Consider the following 19,121-nt stretch of genomic DNA (forward strand, 5'->3'; position numbering starts at 1 on the left):
CCGACGGCTACCCACTCAGAGGTCGCGGAACGCCTTGACCTCGTTCAGCGACGTGGCTTCGCGGGCACCGGACACCACGGCCTCCGCGAACATCTCCGCTGCCGCCGCGCAGAGAGCGTCCAATGCGAACGGACGCGGCTCAGCCAGCGGCACGGCACCCGTGGCCAGCGCGAACACCGTGTCACCGTCGAACATGGAGTGGGCGGGCCGCACCGCGCGCGCCAGACCGTCCTGCGCGGCCATCGCCAGCCGCTGACACTCCGCTTTGGACAGTGCCGCGTCCACCGCGACCACGCCGATCGTGGTGTTGAGGCCCTCGGGTTTGCGCTCGGGCAACGCGACAGCGCTGGTGCCGAGCGACGGCAGCCACGGCAGGCCCGTCGCGCGGTCCACGACCTCGCCGGCCGCGTTCACCACGGCCAGGGCACCGATCCGATGCGCACCGACCGTCGTCGACGCCGACCCGATGCCGCCCTTCAACGACCCGACCCGGGCACCGGCACCCGCACCGACGCAGCCGAGCGCGAACTCCTCGGCAGCCGCCTCGCAAGCCGCATAGCCGAACGATGAATCCGGTCTGTTGCCCCAGGACGACATCGGCAGGTCGAAGATCACCGCACCCGGCACGATCGGCACCACGTGGTGCGGCTGCGGGCCGACGGGAAAGCCGATCGACCGTTCCGCCAGCCACCGCATCACACCGTCCGCGGCCGCCAGCCCGTACGCCGAACCGCCGGAAAGGCAGACGGCGTGCACCTGTTGCACGAGGTTCGCCGGGTCCAGCAGGTCCGTCTCGCGGGTGCCCGGCGCACCGCCGCGACCGTCGACCGCGCCGACCGCACCGGCGGGCACCAGTACGACGGTGGTGCCGGTGGCCCAGCCGGGTTCGATCCGGTGGTGGTGCCCGACGAGGACGCCGGGGATCACGGCATCATCGCGTCGACCAGGGTGTCCTGCACCCAGGTCAGCCAGTGGTAGACGCCGAGGTGAGGCGATCTGGGGTCCTCCGGCGGCAGCTCGTCCGGCATGTCCTCGGTGACGTCCAGCGCGGTGCCCAGGGCGAGGCGCACGTCGTTCAGCGACGCGAGCCACGCTTCGGCCTCACCGATGGAGAGCCGGATCTCGCCGCCGTCGGGCGAGCAGGTCTGCAGCACGATCTCGGCCGCACCCGTCTTGTGGTCCAGAAGCTCCGGCTCGTGCAACGACCGCAGCGCCGCCGCCGAGTTGACCTCGTCCGGATCCGGTGCGTCGTCGTCCAACCGATGAAAATCAGGCAGAAGCCTGCCCAGGATCGGATCATCCGGCGCTTCCGACGGGCCTGTTCTGATGCCGGTCAGCTCGGCGAGCTCGTCCTGCGGCGCCTCCTCGGCGCGAGCGAGCAGCATGTCCTGGATCTGGCTGACCAGACCGCGGACGACCGCCGCTTCCTGGCGGTCGAGCCTGCCGATGACGACGTCACCGTCGCGGATCCACCGCTTCACGAGGCCCGCTGCATGGTCGCCCAGAGCCCCGCCGCGTGGAGCTTCGCCACGTCGGCCTCCACCTTGTCCTTCGTGCCCGATGTCACGATCGCCTTGCCCTTGTGGTGCACGTCGAGCATCAGCTTGGTCGCTTTGTCCCTGCTGAAGCCGAACAGCTTCTGGAAGACGTACGTCACGTACGACATGAGGTTGACCGGGTCGTTCCAGACCACGGTCTGCCAAGGCCGGTCCTCCGCGGCGATCTCCTCGCCGATGGCCTCTGGCTGCGTCCGTTCCTGTTCGACGGGCGTGGTCATACCGCCAATGGTGTCATGTTCGCCGCAGTGGCGGAGACCGCATGCGGCTAAACCGGATGCGACCTTAGGGTTGGCGACCATGAACTCGACGGCGTTGCTGACCGACCACTACGAGCTCACGATGCTCGCGGCCGCGCTGCGTGACGGGACCGGTGACCGTCCGTGCGTGTTCGAGGTCTTCGCCCGCAGGCTCCCCGACGGCCGCCGCTACGGCGTCGTCGCAGGGGTGAACCGTCTTTTGGACGCGATCGAGAACTTCCGCTTCGGCGAGGAGGAGATCGACCAGCTGCGCCGGAACGCCGTGGTCGACGACGCGACCTTGGACTGGCTCGCGAACTACCGGTTCTCCGGGGAGATCGACGGCTATCCGGAAGGCGAGCTGTACTTCCCTGGCTCGCCGGTGCTGACGGTTCGGGCGTCCTTCGCGGAAGGCGTCGTGCTGGAGACGCTCGCGCTCTCGATCCTCAACCACGACAGCGCCATCGCGTCCGCAGCTGCCCGCATGGTCACCGCGGCGAACGGCCGCCGCATGATCGAGATGGGCTCGCGGCGCACGCACGAGGAAGCCGCCGTGGCGTGTGCCCGCGCGGCCTACCTCGCGGGCTTCACGGCGACCTCGAACCTGGAAGCGGGCCGCCGTCACGGCATCCCGACGGCGGGCACGTGCGCGCACGCGTTCACATTGCTGCACGACAGCGAGGAAGAGGCGTTCCGCAGCCAGATCGAAGCACTGGGCGCCGGCACCACGTTGCTGGTCGACACCTACGACATCACCGAGGGCATCAAGAGCGCCGTCGCCGTCGCCGGTCCCGACCTGGGCGCGATCCGGATCGACTCGGGCGACCTTGGCGTGCTGGCCAGGCAGGCACGTGACCAGCTCGACTCGCTGGGCGCGCGCAACACCCGGATCGTCGTGTCGGGCGACCTCGACGAGTACTCGATCGCCGCCCTGCGCGCCGAACCGGTGGACGCGTACGGCGTCGGCACGTCGGTGGTGACCGGTTCCGGCGCACCGACCGCGGGCATGGTCTACAAGCTGGTCGAGGTCGACGGCAGGCACGTCGAGAAGCGCAGCACGTCGAAGCAGTCGCGCGGCGGCTGGAAGAAGGCGTTGCGGCGGCACAAGGACACCGGCACCGCACTGGAAGAGGTCGTGTTCCAGGCGTCCGCCGAGCCCGAGCTCGGCAAGTTCGACAAGCTCGTGCAGATCCCGCTGATGCGCGCTGGACAGGTCACCCCCGAGGTCCCCACGCTGGAGCAGAGCCGCGAACGTCTGCGCGCGGCACTGGTGAGCGTGCCGTGGGAGGGCCTCAAGCTCTCGCGCGGCGAGCCCGCGATCCCGACGGTCTACCTGGAGGAGTCCCGATGACCAAGGCACTGATCGTCGTCGACGTGCAGAACGACTTCTGCGAGGGCGGTTCGCTCGCCGTCGCCGGTGGTGCGGCCGTCGCGGCGGCCATCTCGCAGCACATCGCCTCGTCGTCGTACGACCACGTCGTGGCGACGCGCGACTACCACGTGGATCCGGGCTCGCACTTCTCCGAGACCCCGGACTACGTCGACACCTGGCCCGCGCACTGCGTCGCGGGAACGCCCGGTGCGTCGTTCCACCCGGAACTGGACGTGTCGTCGGTCGAGCAGGTCTTCTCCAAGGGCCGTTTCGCCGCCGCCTACTCGGGTTTCGAGGCGGAGAACGACCTCGCGGGGTGGCTGACCGACAGGGGCGTGACCGATGTGGACGTCGTCGGCATCGCGACCGACCACTGCGTCCGCGCGACGGCGCTCGACGCCCAGCGCAACGGGTTCCGCACGACGGTGCTCGCCGGCCTCACCGCGGCCGTTGCCGAGAACACCCGCGACGCCGCTCTGACCGAGCTGCGCGCCGCGGGTGTGCTTGTCGCCTAAGGCGTCGGTGTGCAGGCCGTGGTGCCGATGGTGATGCTTCCGGTGTAACCGGACGACGGCTCGAACGTGATCTTCAGCAGCGTCATGCTGAGGCTGCCGTCGTTCGGCACCGGGAACACCGTGTCGGTGAACTTGGCCCTGGCGAGCACGGTTCCGTTGCCCGCCTTGATGTCGTGCACGTAGCCGGACGAGATCTGCTGCGGCAGCCCGGTCCAGCCGGACATCCCCTTGAGCTCCCACCCGGCACTGGTGCCGGCGTCGGTGGCCTCGCAGGTGATCTTCCACTCACCGATCTTGAGCCGCGGGCCCTTCGCGGCGACGAGCGCGGACAGCTCGAAGGCCTTGCCCGTGGCCACGGACCTGGTCTTGGTGATGAACTCGTCCGGGTTCACGACCTCGGTCGTGCACGCCGAGCTGGTCTCACCGATCTTGAGCCCGCTCCTGCTCACTGCCGGGCTGGACCCGGTCACGGTGCCCGCCTGGTCCGGGTTCACGTCGCACACGGCGAGCGGTTCGACCTTGAAGGTCTGGTCCGCCTTGGCGAAGTCGGCGGAACCGGCGGACGCGGTGCCCGGCGGGTTGCTCGCGAACGCAGGGGCCGCGTTCGCCAGGGCCATGGCGATCACGGCTCCTGCGATCAAACTCTTGTGCACTGTTCGCCCTCCCCTTGGCTCTTGTTCTGTGCACCTGATAATGGTTGTGATGCGCGGTGCAGATAACAACTCGGCACCCCATGCCACTCGTTCGTGAATTAGCAATTACACGACCGAGTGACAGGCGAGCTGTTCGTCACCAAAGGAAGTCACGATTAAGCTGAGGATCACCCGCTTTCGCCACTCGAATTGACGGCAATCTCACTCGCGCCGGCTCACCTCACGCCGACGAGCGTGGCGAACGGCTCCCGGCGCGGCAGAGCAGTCGGCAGGCCCGCCAGCCTCTCCAACGCGGAGCACACCCGCACGGCGGCACGCCCGTCGCCGAACGGGTTGCGCCCCAGCGGAAGCCGCAGCCGGGAGCCGAGCACCCATCCCGCTTCGGCGAGGATGCGGGTGGTGTCCGTGCCGACGAGCCAGGCGCACCCGGCGTCGACGGCGAGCATGCGTTCGGTGGTCTCCCGCAGCACCAGCACCGGCACGCCGAACGTGGGCGCTTCCTCCTGGATGCCGCCGGAGTCGGTCAGCACGAGGGCCGCGCGCCGCAGCACGCGCACGAGGTCCGGGTAGTCCAGCGGGTCGGTGATGACGACGCGTTCGTGCCCGCCCAGCAACGACACGACCTGTTCGCGCACACCGGGGTTCGGGTGCGCGGGGATCAGCACGTGCACGTCGGGGTGGCGGTCGGCGATGGCGCGCACGGCGTTCAGCACGCGCATCAGCGGGCGGCCCCACGACTCGCGGCGGTGCACCGTGACGAGCATGAGCCGGCCACCGGTGGCGTCCAGGGTGCGTTCCAGCGCGACGAGATCGGGGCTGGACGCGGGGAGATCGGCGGCCGCGACGCGCTGCACGGCGTCCACGACGGTGTTGCCGGTGACGACGATGTGGCTGTCCGGCAGGGACTCCACGTTCAGCGCGTTGGCGGCGTCGTCGGTCGGCGCGAGGTGCAGCGAGGTGATGCGGGAGATCATCTGCCGGTTCCCCTCCTCGGGGAACGGGCCGTAGAGGTCACCGGTGCGCAGACCGGCTTCGAGGTGCGCCACGGGGATTCCGCGCCAGAAGGAGGCGAGCGCCGCGGCCAGGGTCGTGGTGGTGTCGCCCTGCACGAGCGTGACCGCCGGGTCGCGTTCCTCGAGCACGGCGTCGAACTCGGGCAGCAACCTGGAGACCAGCTCGGCCTGGGTTCCGTTGACCCTGGGCACGTCCAGCCGCACGTCGGGCACCAGGTCGAACGCGCTGAGCGCCTGCTCGACCATGCCGGCGTGCTGTCCACTGTGGACGATTGTGGGGCGGAGGCCGGGGTGCCCCCTCAACGCGATGGCGACGGGGGCGATCTTGACGGCTTCCGGCCGGGTACCCGCCACCAGCAGAACTTCTTTGCTCACCGTTGTCCTCTCTCGGGGAGACCGGGTGGTCCGCCTGGGAGCGGGGGCAACCCCAGGCGGACCGTGTCAGCCAGCTCGGTTCGGTCTGGCCTTGACGGCGACGGCACGGCGCTTCCTGCGCGTCGAGTGCATGAGGAACGCACCCGCGACCAGAAGAACGATTCCCGCGACGATCCACCACGTCACGTCCGCGCCGGTGACCGCGAGGGCTCCGACGCCCGTGCCGACACCGACGCCGGTACCGGGGACCTTGTACATCTGCCGCTCCTCTAGGCCTGCCCGAAGTGAGGCTGGGACTTGAGCGACGCGCGGCGGCGCAGCGCCACGAAAGCGACCGGAGCGGCGACGACACCGAGCAGGCCGAGGCCGATCCACAGGCCCGCACCCGACGCCATCGGGATGGGCAGGCCGGCGGGACCGCACGTGGCGGACGAGATGATCACGTCACCGGTGCCGATGGACCCGAGCTTGCCCTGCAGCAGCTTGATGTGAATCGCGTTCACGGTGAGGCTGCCGTCGTTGTTCTTGATCTGCTCGTTGAAGATCACTTCAGCGATCTTGATGCCGGCCAGCTGCACGTCGAGAACCGTGTTGGCCGCCGGGTCGGCGTTGACCTGGCCGAGCTTGCCGAGGTTGACGCCCGCGAGCTTGGACTTGCCGGCCAGACCCTTCTGGGTCGCCGTGCACTCCGCCTCGACCAGCTCGGCGGAGATCTTGCCGGTGACCTTGCTGAGCAGGTCGACCCGGACGTCCGCGGTGCTCGCCCGCGAGTACACGCCACCGGACTTGTCGTCCCGCGACGCGGAGGCGTTGATGACACCGGTCTTCAGGATCCCGGTGAGGTCGACGCCGGCGAACGTGTTCTGCGTCGGCCCGTTCGCGTTGGCGGCGGCGAACGGTTCCGCGTTGACCGCGGGGTTGCCGAGCAGCGTCACGCTGAGCTTGGCACCGTAGGCCGAGGCGTCCCCCGGAGCGGCCGAAGCAGGCGCGGCACCGGCCAAGAGAGCTGCGATCGCAACCACTCCGGCCAGTCCCGTCATTCGGACACGCATGAAACTCCTTCCGTCATTCCTCCGGCCCCTGGGCATGGTCGAACCAATCTGGTTCACGCTTTCCGGGGCAATTACCGGCATCGGCTTTCTTTCGAGGGAACTGAGGGTTACTCCCCGTATCGGGGGACACGACCACCCAACTCGCCCAACGAACGCCACTCATCGTGGGTTTTTTGATCAATTTCCGGTTACGGCGTCACCCGATCCGGGGGTGCGGGCTGACGTTGCGTCGACCGATGGAACGTCAGGTAGCCCGTCTGGGCGCTCCCTCAATCGGTGGAAAGGATCCTCGGGTGACGCTTGCCGTGCGCCGCACCGCATTCCCGAGCCGGGTGACGGTGGTCGTCCTGCTCGCCGCTGCCGCGGGACTCGTGTTCGCACACCGCCTGTACCGCACGGCGGAGATCTCGCTGTCCGGCGCGATCCTCGGCGTCATCAGCTCGTACGGGGTGGACGTGGTCCCCGACCGCCAGACCGTGTACTTCGGGCTGGGTTCGGACACGCCGCTGGGCCTGCGGATGACGCCGGAGTGCACGTCCGCGTTCCTGCTGCTGCCGCTGATCGTGGTGGGCGCCGTGATGATCGCGCTGCGCCCGCGCATCCAGCACCGCGTGCTGCTCGCCCTGGGCATCGCCGGGCTGGCGGTCGTGGTCGTCAACCAGTTCCGCGTGCTCACGCTCGTGGGCCTGGTGAACTGGCTGGGCGTCGACACCGGCTACTACTGGGGACACACGCTGCTCGGCTCGATGGTCAGCGTCTTCGGTGGCGCGGCCGCACTCGTGGCGTTCGTCTGGCTGGCCACCCGCAGGTGAGCCTCGACCTCGTTCTCGGGTTCACCCAGGCGCTCGCTCTGACCATGAGCGTCGCCTTCGTGACGTACGTGTTCGTGATCGTGGTGCCGTACCTGCGGCGCAAACCCGCCCCCGTCGGCGTGCCGAACTCGTTGGAGTGGCACTTCTTCGTGCCGTGCCGCGACGAAGAGGCCGTCATCGGCGACACGATCAGGTACCTGCGGACGATGTTCCCCATCGCGCACGTGTGGGTCATCGACGACGACTCCGACGACCGCACCGCTGGTGTCGTGCGGGCGTTGCGGCGCAACGGCGGTGTCCGCGATCCGCACATCCATCTGGTGCAGCGCCAACGCCCATATGCCCGCACCGGCAAGGGCAACGCGTTGAACGACGCCTACCGCACGCTGAAGCTGTGGATGGGCCGACGCGCGGACACGGACCGCGCGATCATCGTGGTGGTCGACGCGGACGGCCGCCCGGCACCGAACTGCCTGGAGGTCTGCGCGGCACAACACCTCTTCGGCAACCCGCGGATCGGTGCCGTGCAGGTGGACGTGCGGATGATCAACGCCGGGCAGCGGCAGCCCGGAGTGTCGTGGTGGCGCAGGACGTTCGGCGCCGGACTCGTGCGGATGCAGGACCTGGAGTTCCGCACGGCCATCGCGGCGATCCAGATGTCGCGCGGCGCCACCGGCACGATCTCCATGGGCGGCAACGGCCAGTTCACCCGTCTGTCCGCTTTGGACTCGATCGCCGGGCCGACCGGCAGCCCGTGGCGCGGATCGTTGCTGGAGGACTTCGAGCTCGGCGTGCACCTGCTGACCGCGGGCTGGCACACCGGGTTCACGCTCGACACGCACGTGAACCAGGAGGCGCTGTACTCGTTGCGGCGCTTCCTCGCCCAACGCACGCGCTGGGGCCAGGGAACCATGCAGTGCATGCGTTATCTGCGCCGGATCTGGGACTCGGAGCACCTGACGACTCTCGGTGCCGCCGAGATGATGTACTACCTCGCGCAGCCGTGGATGCAGTTGCTCGGCACCCTGATCTACCCGATCCCGATGGCCCTCATGGCTTACCGGTTCGCCGTCTCACCTGGCGAAGTCGTGGCGTGGTTCTTCGACGGCGCGTGGATCCTCTTCACCGTGTACGGCGCGTTCGGCCTGTTGCCGTTCGTCCTGTGGGGACCGGTGTATCGCGCACGCTGTGTGCCCGTGGGCTTCTGGAAGTCCATTGGGTACGGGTTCGGCTACGCGCTGTACATCTACACCTTCTACATCACGTCGTGGCGCGCGCTGTTCCGGTTGGTGCGCGGCAACAACGGCTGGACCAAGACCCGCCGGAACACCGAGCGAGCGGCGGGCAAGGTCGCCCTCGATGTGTGACCTGTCACTTTGTGGACATCAGACAAAGACGTTCTCGAGCCGCCCTGGTTAACCTCAGTTCACTCGCCTATCCGCCAGGGAGGGAACTGTGGCTCTCGCACTCGCGCCCCGTCGCACCGTGCTCGCCGACTTCGTGCCGGGCGCACTCGTCCGCGACCTGACCCTGGTGGTGGCAGGTGCCGCGATCACCGGCCTCGCCGCGCAGGTGGCCCTGCCGATTCCGGGCAGCCCGGTGCCGCTGACCGGCCAGACGTTCGCGGCGTTGCTCGTCGGTGCCGCTCTCGGCTGGCAGCGCGGCGCGACCTCGATGCTCCTGTACCTGATCGCGGGGGTCGCCGGGGTGCCGTGGTTCCAGGGCGGTACGTCGGGTGCGCCCGTCTCACTCGGCTACGTCGTGGGCTTCGTGTTCGCGGGTGCTCTCGTCGGCGCGCTGGCCAAGCACGGCGGCGACCGCACGCCGTTGCGCACGGTCGGCACCATGGTGCTCGGCAACCTGGTGATCTACAGCGTCGGTGTGCCGTGGCTGATGGCCGCAGCCGGGATGGGCCTGGGCAAGGCCGTCGCCGTCGGTGTGCTGCCGTTCCTGATCGGCGACGCCGTGAAGATCGCCCTGGCGGCGGGCGTGCTGCCCACCGCCTGGGCTCTCGTCAAGCGGATGAACTAGTTGCCCGTGTACTCGAAGATGTACAGGCCGTAGTCGCGATCGCTGGCCGCGACGTACTCCCTCCCGTTGTGCGAGAACACCTGGACGCCCCAGAAGTTGTTCCCGCCCTCGTCGATGAAGTGGCCGACCTCGACCAGGCTGTCGTTCACGATCTTCGTGACGCGGAGACCGCCCGAGTAGTAGGACAGGTACGCGAGGTCGTTGCGGGTCGGTGAGGTCGCGACCTCGTGCACCGACAGGTCGCCGTGCCCGGACGCCTTCGCCGGGTCGTGCGCCTCGGGGATGGCGTAGGTGTCGAGCTCGGCCATCTTCCCTTCGTTGTTGCGGTACAGGTGCACGTAGCCCCACCCGTCGAACGACGAGCTGAAGGTGATGACGTCACCCGTGGCACCGATGGCGAGGCCGGGGATCAGGCTGCCCTGCTCCGTGTCGCCGCCGGCGAGGCACTGGGCCTCGTCGTACTCGCCCTCCTTGTCGAAGAAGCCGAAGCCGGTCCTGCGGTCGACGGAGAACGCGGGCAACGTGCCCTCGAGCGTCATGCCGAACGCGCCGCACTCGCCTTCGCGGTTGACCACGACGGCCGCCTCGTAGCCACCGGCGGCCACCACGTTCGCAAGCTTCTCGGTGAACGTGCACGCGCCGCGGGTGACAACGGCGATCTGGCCGGTGCCGGCAGCGGGCGCGGCGGGCACCGCGGTGTCCACGTCGCACGCTCGGCCGACGTAGATCCCGGTACCGGACAGGGTCTGGCCCGCGGCCAGCTGCGGCGTCAGGTCGCCCTGGTTGGCGCCGAAGCTCGTGCCGTCATCGGTGAAGGCCTTCAGCGCGTAGGGACCGAAGTCCTCGTCCGCGGCGATGACGTAGTCGTTGTTCTTCGTGAACTCGGACTGGTGCGCGTTGCCTTCCGGTGCGGCGACGATGCCTGCCGACTCGAGCAGTTCGGGGTCGGGGTTCGCGAAGTCGGTGTCACCGAGGTAGACGGGGTTCAGCGGGTTGGTGACGTCGAGCTTCACGTAGCCGGCGTCCCAGTAGGAGATCAGCATGACCTGCCTGCCCGCGATCTCCTTCACGATCATGTCGTGGTGGAAGACCTCGACCAGGTTCGCCGGTGCCGCCTGGAGGATCTGCGGGAACCGCTCGAACAGGTCGTACTCCGCGATCATCACGGGCGCGCGCGGGTCGGTGATGTCGAAGATGTCGACGTCGGCGAACTCCTCGTCGTCGACGAGCACCGCGTAGGCCTTGTCGCCCGCGTCCCAGATGAAGACGCTGTGCACCTCGTGTGCGAGGCCGGCGGCGTTGCGGCTCACGGGATCGAAGTCGCCGAAGCCCTGCGCGAGGTACTTGTGCACCTTGGGGTTGGTGACGTCGACGAGGGTGGCGCCGCCGACGGTGGTGGTGTTGAGGTGGGTACCGCAGATCTCGTTGTTGAACGCGAGGACGTCGCCGGTGAACTTCGGCGTGTCGATGCGGACCACCTGGGAGCCCTCACCGACGTAGCTGTCCTGGCCGGTGCGGATGAAGTTGATCTGCTTGGGTTTGGCGGGGTCCCTGATGTCGAAGACGTACACGCCGCCCTTCTGACAGTTGGGGTCCCGGAACGCCGCGAGGTAGGCGTAGCCGTTGTGGACCCCGACGTCGGCGACGCGGCCTTCGGTGTCCTGGTTGATCGCGGCCTTGCCGACGACCTTGACGTTGGCTTTGCTCGCGGGCAGGTGCCCGTGGTCACCTCCGTGCTGGTGGTGGCCGTGGGTGGCTTCGGCGTGGTCGATGCCTCCGTCGGTGGAGGTGGAGCCGCCCGCCTCGTGGGCGACGGCGGCGGGGGTGATGAGGATCAGCGCGGAGAGCGCTGCGAGGAGTACCGGTCTGCGGCGGAGAGAGGACACGAGTGCCTCCTTTTGGTGCATTGTGAGCCGCGTCACTCTCCGTCGCTTCTTGTCGGAACACAAGCGTCTGCGGACCTGATTCGGTCCAGTAGCCGTGTGCGGGTTCGCGCTGTTCGGCCGGATCCTCCACGACGTAACGACGTGAGGTCCGCAGCCGAGAAATCCGCGTGACAACGCATACCCCGGAAGAGCTGGGCTGTCTCGCCGGCGGTCCCGCGCGCGCCGCCGAGGTCGCGCTGGCCAGGCTGCTGCACGCCGGCCTGGTGCGGATCTCCCGCGAGGGCGTGGTGACCGCCGTCCACCTGCCAGGCCGCCGCCCGGCGACACCGCTGGAGGCGCAGATCCTGAACGGACTGCGGGGCCGCCGGTACCTGGAGGAGGTCCTGCGCGATGCCGCGGCCTCGGCCGAGGCCGCGGGCCTGCGCGCCCACCTGGCGGACCGGGGGCTGCTGCGGCGCCGGCGCTCGTGGCGGCCCCGGCTGTACCCGTGGCTGTTCCTGCTGGGGATCGGTCTCGTGCTGCTGGGGTTCGCCGACCTCGTCTTCCCGGAGATCACCGGGTTCCTGACCGACGTGGTGCCGCGGCTCGCCGAAGTCCCGCGCTGGGCCTTCTTCGCCGCCGGGGCGGCGCTGATCGTGTGGGCGTCGGCGCTGAAAGCGCGCGATCCCGGCCGGCTGCGCACCAGGGCCGGCTACCAGCTGGTGAACCGGGCGGGCCGGCACGTCTCCCCGCACGACCCGCTGAACGCGGTCGCGGTGCTCGGCCTGCGCGGCAGGATCGGCCGGGTCGCGGTCGCCGGGCTGGTCGGGCTGACGCCCGCGATGGCAGGGCTGCTGCCCGCGCGTGAGACGTCGTCGAGCAGCAGTTGCGGGAGCGGTTGTTCGTCGAGCTCGTGCGGCGGCGACAGCGGTGGTAGCGGCTGCGGTGGTGGATGCGGCGGCGGTGGCGGCGACTGAAGTCCGCGATGCCTGACGGGGACTGTCGGACCTGCCGGGTACGGTCTGTCCCGTGCCTGAAGTTCCCCCCACCCTGAGCCTGCTCGAGACAGCCGTCAACGCCGTCGGTGGTGCCGAGCGCCCCGGCCAGGTGGAGATGGCCGAGGCCGTCGACCGGTCGATCCGCACCGGTGAGCACCTCGCGGTCCAGGCGGGGACGGGCACCGGCAAGTCGCTCGCGTACCTGGTGCCGTCGATCAGGCACGCCGTGGCGGAGGACGAGACGGTGGTGGTCTCCACGGCCACGATCGCCCTGCAGCGGCAGCTGGTCGACCGGGATCTGCCGCGCCTCGCCAAGGCGCTCAAGAAGGAGCTCGGCCGCGAGCCCACGTACGCGATCCTCAAGGGCCGCAGGAACTACCTGTGCATGCACCGCGTGCACAACGGCGCGCCGGACGAGCCGGAGGACGCCGGGCTGTTCGACCCGTTCGCCGTGTCGCGGCTCGGGCGTGAGGTGAAGCGGCTGCACGAGTGGTCGTCGGACACCGAGACCGGCGACCGGGACGAGCTCGTGCCCGGTGTCAGCGAACAGGCGTGGCGGCAGGTGTCCGTCACGGCGCGCGAGTGCCTGGGCGTGTCGAAGTGCCCGATCGGCGCCGACTGCTTCGCGGAACGGGCGCGTGCGCAGGCGGGCAAGGCCGATGTGGTGGTCACGAACCACGCGATGCTCGCCATCGACGCGTTGGAGGGCTACCAGGTTCTGCCGGACCACGACGTGGTGGTGATCGACGAGGCGCACGACCTCGTCGACCGCGTCACGTCGGTGGCGACGGAGGAGCTGAGCGGGGCGTCCGTGGCGATGGCCGCGCGCCGGTGCGGCCGGCTGATCGACCAGGACATCGCGGACCGGCTGGCCGAGGCGAGCGACGGGCTCGCGATGATCCTGGAGGACATGCCGTCCGGCCGCCTCGACACGCTGCCGAGAGCGCTCGCCGGGGCGCTGGCGGCCACGCGCGACGCGGCGCACAACTGCGTGTCGGCGATGGGGCCGGAACGCAAGGAGGACGTGGAGGGTGCGACGGCGCGCAAGCTCGCGTTGTCGTTGCTCGAAGAGGTGCACGACTGCGCGGTGCGGATCCTCGAGGCGTTCGGCGAGGAGCACGACGTCGTCTGGGTGTCGGGCGACTTCAACCAGAAGGCGCCGGTGTTGCGCGTCGCGCCGCTCGGGGTGGGCGGGCTGCTCAGGGAGCGGCTGTTCGCCAAGCGCACCACGGTGCTGACGTCCGCGACGCTCACGCTGGGCGGCGCCTTCGACACGATGGCGCGCCAGTGGGGGCTGCCGCCGTCGGAGCAGGTGCGCAAGATCGAGGGCGCGGCGACGGACAAGGAGATCAAGGACGTCGAGGGTCCGAAGTGGACGGGGCTCGACGTCGGGTCGCCGTTCCAGCACGGCACGAGCGGAATCCTCTACGTGGCACGGCATCTGCCGCAGCCGGGCCGTGACGGGCTGCCGCCCGAGTACCTCGACGAGATCGAGGGACTGGTCAACGCGGCGGGAGGCAGGGCACTCGGCCTGTTCTCGTCGACGCGGGCGGCCAAGGCGGCCACGGACGCGTTGCGGGACAAGCTCGACTTCCCGATCCTGTGCCAGGGCGACGACGCGACGGGCCTGCTGGTCAAGAAGTTCTCCGAGGACGAGCGCACGTGCCTGTTCGGCACGCTGTCGTTGTGGCAGGGCGTGGACGTGCCCGGCCCGTCGCTGCAGCTCGTGATCATGGACAGGATCCCGTTCCCGCGCCCGGACGACCCGCTGGCCTCCGCGCGCCAGAAAGCCATCAACTCGCGCGGAGGCAACGGCTTCCTGACGGTCGCGGCGACCCACGCGGCCCTGCTGCTCGCCCAGGGAGCCGGCCGGCTGCTGCGGTCGATGTCGGACAAGGGCGTGGTGGCCATCCTGGATCCCAGGCTGGCCACGGCCCGCTACGGCGGCTTCCTCAGGGCCTCACTCCCCCCGTTCTGGACGACCTACGACCCCGAGGTGGTCCGCGCCGCGCTCAAGCGCCTGGACGCGGCCCAGACTCGTTAGAAACAGACGCGTTGACCCGTTCGATCAGCTCCTCGCGGAACTGCTGGGCTTCCTGCAGTTCCGCCTCGGAACCATCAGCGCGTTTGAGAGCACCTTCGAGGATCTTCAACGCCTGGCGTTCGTTGCCGCGCGCGTCCGCCTGCCGGGCGGCGTCCTCCATGGCCTTGGCCAGTTTGGTCGTCGCCTCGGGTTCCTGGGTCGCGCGGTTGATCCGGATCCAGTTGCCACCCGGATCGATGACGGTGAACCCGGTGTACCTGTCGTTGCGCAACCGGGGCCGGGTCATCCGCGGAATGCCGGAGATGAGCAACTTCCCGTGCACAGCACGCATTCCCGCCGCGAACGCCTCAAACAGCTCGCTCGTGTCCGGCACGATGATCAGGCACGTGCTGTACGACTGCGCCGGGTCGTAGCCGTCCATGCCGAAGAAGTGCAGATTGATATCTTCACGCCGCACCGCGACGTACGGGTTCGGCCGCGTCTGCCGATAGGTGATCTCGAAGCCGAGCATCTCGTAGAACGACGCGATCTCGTCGATGTCGGGACAGGGCAGGGCCGGAATCGTCAGTTCGTTCGCCACCGCCCGAAGCTAAGCCCGCCTCCGCCGAAACGACACCGAGCTATTTGCTCATGCGAACAGCATCGCGACTCCGCCGAGCAACAACAACGCCGACACCACGGCGATCGCGAGCACTCGCCCACGCGGCGTCTGCGCGTGCTTCAACGCGATGCCCAACGGCCCAATTCCAGCCACAGCAACCCCTTTCGACGGTATGGCGACAACAGCGCGCAGAGCTCCGAACGCCACCCTCAACGGCGACATGCCGAGTTCGTGCGCCCCAACAACATCCGCTTCCCACTGCTCGCGATAGCGGTCATCACCAACGACCGCCGCCGCGAACCGCACCAACGCCAGTGCCACCCTCATTGCGCCGCCCTCGGCACCAGACGCGGCGCCGGAGCGGCCCGCGCGACGACCCGCCGAGCCTCGGCAGCACCTTCCGGCGTCAGCCGGTACATCCGCCGCCGCGGCCCACGCCGTTCCGCGTCGTCATCCCACGACGACGTGACCCAGCCGGCCCGCTCCAGCCGATCCAGCAACGGGTAGACGCTGCCCGACGGCCGCCCGGTGAGCTTGATGATCTCCAGGCCCCAGCGCGGCTCGTCGGTGCCGAGCAGCACCTCGAGCACGTCGACGGTGGCCTTGCCGATGCGTTGCAGTGGCTCCACGCCGCCAATACTACCTATATAGATTAAGCCGTGGCAACGTCCACGAAAACCCTCTCCGCCCCGATCCGCCGGATGCGTTCGGAGCCCCACGCCCCCAGTGCGGCCAGAGCGGCGTTGAGCGAGACCCCGTGCTCCGTCAGGGAGTACTCGACCTTCGGCGGCACCTCGGCGTACACCTCGCGGTGCACGAGGCCGTCTTCCTCCATCTCCCGCAGGTGCTGGATCAGCATCTTCTCGCTGACGCCCGGCAGACCGCGCCGAAGCTCGGCGAACCGGCGGGTGCCGTGGTGGTGCAACTCCCACAGGATCAACGACTTCCACTTGCCGGAGACCACGTCCATCGCGGCGTCGATGCCGCAGATGTAGGGACCACGTCGTGCTGCCATCCGAACCCCCAAGAGCCGCTTACTCGCGAGTGAGTACCCCACCAAATAGTCCGTACTGGTCAACGTCATCCGCACCGCAGAGGATTCCAACGAACGATCAACACGAGAGGGAATCCGGAAAATGGCAGTGGAACACAGCGTCCAGGTGAGCGTTCTCGGGCTGGGAGCGATGGGCAGCGTCCTCGCCGCCGCCCTGATCGAGGCGGGCTACCCGACGACGGTCTGGAACCGTTCACCGGGCAAGGCGGACGATCTCGTCGCGCTCGGCGGCAAGGCCGCGGCCACGGCCGGCGACGCGGTCCGGGACAGCCAGGTGGTGATCGCCTGCCTGCTGGACGACGCATCGGTGCACGAGGTGCTCGATCCGCTCACCGGCGACCTCGCCGGCCGAGCGCTGATCAACGTGACCACGACGACCCCGGCCCAGTCCCGCGAGTCGGCCGTCTGGGCGGCTGACGCCGGGATCGCCTATCTGGACGGCGGCATCATGGCCGTGCCGCACATGATCGGCCGGCCGGAGTCGTCGATCCTCTACAGCGGATCGGCCGAGGTCTTCCACGAGCACAGGGCGTTGCTCGACCTGTGGGGAACCAGCACCTACTTCGGCGAGGACGCCGGGCTGGCGTCGCTGTACGACCTCGCCCTGCTCTCCGGCATGTACGTCATGTTCGCCGGCTTCCTGCACGGCGCCGCCATGGTCGCCCCGGCCGGCATCACGGCGACCGAGTTCGCCAAGGCCGCCGCGCCGTGGCTGACCGCGATGACCGGTGGCTTCGAGGGGTACGCCGCGGTCATCGACGGCGGGGACTACACCGTCGAGGGGCAACAGAGCCTGGAGTTCTCCGATCTGACCCACATCGTTGCCGCCAGCGCCGACCAGGGCATCAGCACCGAGGTGATCAGCATGGTCCAGCAGCTCATCCAGCGACAGATCGACGCGGGCCACGGCAAGGAGGGCTTCGCCCGGATCATCGAAAGCATCAAGCAACCGGCCTAGGAACGCAGTCCGAGCCGTTCCATCAGTTCGGCGCGGAACTCCAGCGCCGACTCTCGTTCCTCCTCCGACGCGTGCACCTCACGCGCCAACGCCCCTTCGAGGATCTTCAACGCCCGCCGCTCCGCCCCGTGCGACCCGGCCAGCGTCACGGCGTTGCGCAACGCCCGCGTCAGCCCGTTGCGCGCCGGCTCCCGCTCCCGCACCACAGGCACGACCCGGACCCAGTTGCCACCGGGGTCGACCACGAGGAACCCGTCCCGGCGCGGGCGCGTCATCCGCGGGATGCCGGTGAGCAGCACCTTCCCGTACACCGCGCGCATGCCGTGCGCGAACGCCTCGTACAGCTCGCGCGGGTCCTCCGCCTGGATCAGGCACGAGCTGTACGAGCGTTCCGGTTCGTAGCCCGGAATGCCGAAGAAGTGGAGGTTGATCTCCTCACGCCGCACGGTGAGGTACGCGTTCGGCCGGTACTGCCGATACGTGACGGTGAACCCGAGCATGACGTAGAACTCGGCGACCTCGTCGATGGAGGCGCACGGCAGCAGCGGGATCGTCACCTCGTTGGCCACGTCGCCAAACTAGACCCAGAGATCAGCCGTCGACCAGCAATCCGCGTAACGGTCCTTGCAGCCTTCCTGCGCGCCGTGACACCCCTGGCAGCTCCATCACCCGCGAGGGCCCCTTCAAAGCGGGCCGCCAGACCTTGTCCACGACGTCGTCCACCGGACCTGACACGTCCGCGCCCAGGTGCTCCGCCCACAACCGCAGCCGCGTCGAACGCGCCACCTCTGCGTCATCGGTCACCACGTTGACCTCGGTGTCGTTGAACAAAGAGTGCTCGTTGAGGTTCGCCGACCCGATGGAGAGCCACTGGTCATCCACAATGGACAGCTTGGCGTGCACGTAGACCGGCGCGTCACCGTGCGAGACGAGCGTTGCCGCGACGAGCCGCTTCTCGGTGTCCACGTCGATCAACCGGCCGAGCTGCCCGCGGGTGGTGTCGGCGCCGTTGCTGGGTTTTTGCGGCAGCAACAGCACCATCCGGAACTCCGGCGTCGGCGGGTTCCGCAGCTTCTCGATCAGCACCTCGGTGATCTCCGGTGACCACAGGAACTGGTTCTCCACGTAGATCAGCGACTTGGCCGAGCGCAGCGCCCGCAGGTACGAGTCGAGCAGGGTGAAGTCGCCGTGCGGAGCGAAGCCGTAGGTCCGCTCGGGGATCGTCCGCACCAGTTGCACCGACGACGATCCGGCCTCCGGCGGCACCTCGGGAGCGGGCAGGGTCTCCCCCGCGATCTCGAGCCACCGCGCGGCGAAGTGAGCCGCCACCTCGGCCACCACCGGTCCCTCCATCCGGGCCACGTGGTCGTGCCAGCCGAGGTCACGCGGTGGGTGCTCCGGCGAGTCGTGCCGGTCGCCCTCCACCGCCGTCATGTCGAGGCCGCCGACGAACGCCACGTCGTCGACGATCACGATCTTCTCGTGGTGGCAGTGCAGGGTTCGTTCGCGGGCGTCGAGCTCACATCGGACGGCACCGCACTCCAGGAACGCCTTCTGCGCCGCCGCGGCCCTCTTGCGCGTCGGCTCGAAGAACGGGAACGGCGGGCCCGCCCACAGCAGCACGCGCACCGGCACCCGTTCCGCCGCAGCCGAGAGCAGCTCGCGCAACTGCGGCGCGCCCGGCTCGCGGGTCAGCTGGAAGTCCGGGGAGGCGTGCCAGTTCGCGATGTGGACGTACTTCTGGGCGTTCTCGATCGCTTCCGCCACAGCGGGAAACGCGGTGGCACCGTCGATCAGAACCTCGATCTTGTTGCCGTGCTGGACAGTCCGGCGAGGGGTGAACCACCCCGTGCCGTTGCCGTCCAGAACCTCTCCCCAGCCCAGCTTCCGAAGTCTTCGGGCGTGGTGGGAGCAAAGCACGTTCTCCAGCCCGTCACCGAGCCGCGCGTCGAGCACGTCGAGTAAGCCCACGAAGGGCGGATT

The 19,121-nt window shown here is 69.0% G+C and carries 22 protein-coding genes; 8 read left to right on the plus strand and 14 right to left on the minus strand.

Features of this window, described 5'->3' with window-relative positions; genetic code table 11:
• Positions 1–15 precede the first annotated feature (15 nt).
• Genes C8D87_RS24680 through clpS form a run of 3 tightly spaced genes read right to left on the minus strand, consistent with a single transcriptional unit; the run spans position 16 to position 1,777 of the window.
• Positions 16–927, minus strand: a complete 912-nt coding sequence (locus tag C8D87_RS24680) for a P1 family peptidase (protein ID WP_112228537.1) — start codon at positions 925–927, stop codon at positions 16–18.
• The gene (locus tag C8D87_RS24685; RefSeq protein ID WP_215732468.1) at positions 924–1,481 is read right to left on the minus strand and encodes a DUF2017 domain-containing protein; all 558 of its coding nucleotides are present in this window, start codon (positions 1,479–1,481) and stop codon (positions 924–926) included. Before C8D87_RS24685 ends, C8D87_RS24680 begins: the two co-directional genes overlap by 4 nt.
• Positions 1,478–1,777 (minus strand): ATP-dependent Clp protease adapter ClpS, encoded by a 300-nt coding sequence (gene clpS, locus C8D87_RS24690; RefSeq protein ID WP_109640034.1) that lies wholly within the window; start codon positions 1,775–1,777, stop codon positions 1,478–1,480. The genes C8D87_RS24685 and clpS overlap by 4 nt, the downstream gene beginning before the upstream one ends.
• Before the next feature lie 79 nt (positions 1,778–1,856).
• Here clpS and C8D87_RS24695 point away from each other — a divergent pair, with 79 nt between their 5' ends.
• Positions 1,857–3,146 carry a nicotinate phosphoribosyltransferase gene (locus C8D87_RS24695; protein WP_109640033.1) on the plus strand — a complete coding sequence of 430 codons (1,290 nt, stop codon included), beginning with the start codon at positions 1,857–1,859 and terminating at the stop codon, positions 3,144–3,146.
• The gene (locus C8D87_RS24700) at positions 3,143–3,682 is read left to right on the plus strand and encodes an isochorismatase family protein (RefSeq protein WP_109640032.1); all 540 of its coding nucleotides are present in this window, start codon (positions 3,143–3,145) and stop codon (positions 3,680–3,682) included. Before C8D87_RS24695 ends, C8D87_RS24700 begins: the two co-directional genes overlap by 4 nt.
• Here C8D87_RS24700 and C8D87_RS24705 read toward each other — a convergent pair.
• The 4 genes from C8D87_RS24705 to C8D87_RS24720 all read right to left on the minus strand — a co-directional run bounded on the left by C8D87_RS24705 (position 3,679) and on the right by C8D87_RS24720 (position 6,775).
• Entirely contained in the window at positions 3,679–4,308 is a 630-nt protein-coding gene (locus C8D87_RS24705) for a hypothetical protein (RefSeq protein WP_112228538.1), read from the minus strand. The genes C8D87_RS24700 and C8D87_RS24705 overlap by 4 nt on opposite strands.
• Positions 4,309–4,550: 242 nt before the next feature.
• Positions 4,551–5,723: a non-hydrolyzing UDP-N-acetylglucosamine 2-epimerase gene (gene wecB, locus C8D87_RS24710; RefSeq protein WP_112228539.1), complete on the minus strand. Its 1,173-nt coding sequence runs from the start codon at positions 5,721–5,723 to the stop codon at positions 4,551–4,553.
• A gap of 66 nt (positions 5,724–5,789) precedes the next feature.
• Positions 5,790–5,981 (minus strand): LPXTG cell wall anchor domain-containing protein, encoded by a 192-nt coding sequence (locus C8D87_RS24715; protein WP_112228540.1) that lies wholly within the window; start codon positions 5,979–5,981, stop codon positions 5,790–5,792.
• Between the two features lie 11 nt (positions 5,982–5,992).
• On the minus strand, positions 5,993–6,775 hold the full coding sequence (locus C8D87_RS24720; protein WP_109640029.1) for a choice-of-anchor P family protein: 783 nt from the start codon (positions 6,773–6,775) through the stop codon (positions 5,993–5,995).
• A gap of 293 nt (positions 6,776–7,068) precedes the next feature.
• Here C8D87_RS24720 and xrtP point away from each other — a divergent pair, with 293 nt between their 5' ends.
• The 3 genes from xrtP to C8D87_RS24735 all read left to right on the plus strand — a co-directional run bounded on the left by xrtP (position 7,069) and on the right by C8D87_RS24735 (position 9,618).
• Entirely contained in the window at positions 7,069–7,587 is a 519-nt protein-coding gene (gene xrtP, locus C8D87_RS24725) for an exosortase P (protein WP_407656995.1), read from the plus strand.
• 44 nt (positions 7,588–7,631) lie between these two features.
• Positions 7,632–8,954 carry a glycosyltransferase gene (locus C8D87_RS24730; RefSeq protein WP_112228704.1) on the plus strand — a complete coding sequence of 441 codons (1,323 nt, stop codon included), beginning with the start codon at positions 7,632–7,634 and terminating at the stop codon, positions 8,952–8,954.
• 88 nt (positions 8,955–9,042) lie between these two features.
• Positions 9,043–9,618, plus strand: a complete 576-nt coding sequence (locus C8D87_RS24735) for a biotin transporter BioY (protein WP_233440060.1) — start codon at positions 9,043–9,045, stop codon at positions 9,616–9,618.
• Here the strand turns inward: C8D87_RS24735 and C8D87_RS24740 are convergent.
• Positions 9,615–11,504: a PA domain-containing protein gene (locus C8D87_RS24740; protein WP_112228541.1), complete on the minus strand. Its 1,890-nt coding sequence runs from the start codon at positions 11,502–11,504 to the stop codon at positions 9,615–9,617. The two genes, C8D87_RS24735 and C8D87_RS24740, sit on opposite strands and share 4 nt — an antisense overlap.
• 167 nt (positions 11,505–11,671) lie before the next feature.
• Here C8D87_RS24740 and C8D87_RS24745 point away from each other — a divergent pair, with 167 nt between their 5' ends.
• Together C8D87_RS24745 and C8D87_RS24750 are read left to right on the plus strand one after the other, a co-directional pair.
• Positions 11,672–12,460: a TIGR04222 domain-containing membrane protein gene (locus C8D87_RS24745; protein WP_170166569.1), complete on the plus strand. Its 789-nt coding sequence runs from the start codon at positions 11,672–11,674 to the stop codon at positions 12,458–12,460.
• 52 nt (positions 12,461–12,512) lie between these two features.
• Positions 12,513–14,525: an ATP-dependent DNA helicase gene (locus C8D87_RS24750; RefSeq protein WP_233440059.1), complete on the plus strand. Its 2,013-nt coding sequence runs from the start codon at positions 12,513–12,515 to the stop codon at positions 14,523–14,525.
• On the opposite strand, the gene C8D87_RS24755 is transcribed toward C8D87_RS24750, so the two are convergent.
• Genes C8D87_RS24755 through C8D87_RS24770 form a run of 4 tightly spaced genes read right to left on the minus strand, consistent with a single transcriptional unit; the run spans position 14,494 to position 16,141 of the window.
• Entirely contained in the window at positions 14,494–15,105 is a 612-nt protein-coding gene (locus C8D87_RS24755; protein ID WP_112228543.1) for a VOC family protein, read from the minus strand. The two genes, C8D87_RS24750 and C8D87_RS24755, sit on opposite strands and share 32 nt — an antisense overlap.
• 48 nt (positions 15,106–15,153) lie before the next feature.
• The gene (locus C8D87_RS24760; protein ID WP_146771855.1) at positions 15,154–15,453 is read right to left on the minus strand and encodes a hypothetical protein; all 300 of its coding nucleotides are present in this window, start codon (positions 15,451–15,453) and stop codon (positions 15,154–15,156) included.
• The gene (locus tag C8D87_RS24765) at positions 15,450–15,755 is read right to left on the minus strand and encodes a helix-turn-helix transcriptional regulator (RefSeq protein ID WP_112228545.1); all 306 of its coding nucleotides are present in this window, start codon (positions 15,753–15,755) and stop codon (positions 15,450–15,452) included. The genes C8D87_RS24760 and C8D87_RS24765 overlap by 4 nt, the downstream gene beginning before the upstream one ends.
• A gap of 23 nt (positions 15,756–15,778) precedes the next feature.
• Positions 15,779–16,141, minus strand: a complete 363-nt coding sequence (locus tag C8D87_RS24770) for a winged helix-turn-helix transcriptional regulator (RefSeq protein ID WP_112228546.1) — start codon at positions 16,139–16,141, stop codon at positions 15,779–15,781.
• Between the two features lie 121 nt (positions 16,142–16,262).
• Between C8D87_RS24770 and C8D87_RS24775 the strand changes: the two genes are divergently transcribed.
• Positions 16,263–17,138, plus strand: a complete 876-nt coding sequence (locus tag C8D87_RS24775) for an NAD(P)-dependent oxidoreductase (RefSeq protein WP_112228547.1) — start codon at positions 16,263–16,265, stop codon at positions 17,136–17,138.
• Here the strand turns inward: C8D87_RS24775 and C8D87_RS24780 are convergent.
• Both C8D87_RS24780 and C8D87_RS24785 read right to left on the minus strand, forming a co-directional pair.
• Positions 17,135–17,707, minus strand: coding sequence for a VOC family protein (locus C8D87_RS24780; protein ID WP_112228548.1), 573 nt, complete (start codon positions 17,705–17,707; stop codon positions 17,135–17,137). The genes C8D87_RS24775 and C8D87_RS24780 overlap by 4 nt on opposite strands.
• A gap of 22 nt (positions 17,708–17,729) precedes the next feature.
• A complete protein-coding gene (locus C8D87_RS24785) occupies positions 17,730–19,109 on the minus strand; it encodes a phospholipase D-like domain-containing protein (RefSeq protein WP_112228549.1) in 1,380 nt (459 codons plus the stop codon).
• Between the last annotated feature and the right edge of the window lie 12 nt (positions 19,110–19,121).

It is taken from the genome of Lentzea atacamensis, from assembly GCF_003269295.1.
GTDB classification, from domain to species: Bacteria; Actinomycetota; Actinomycetes; order Mycobacteriales; family Pseudonocardiaceae; genus Lentzea; species Lentzea atacamensis.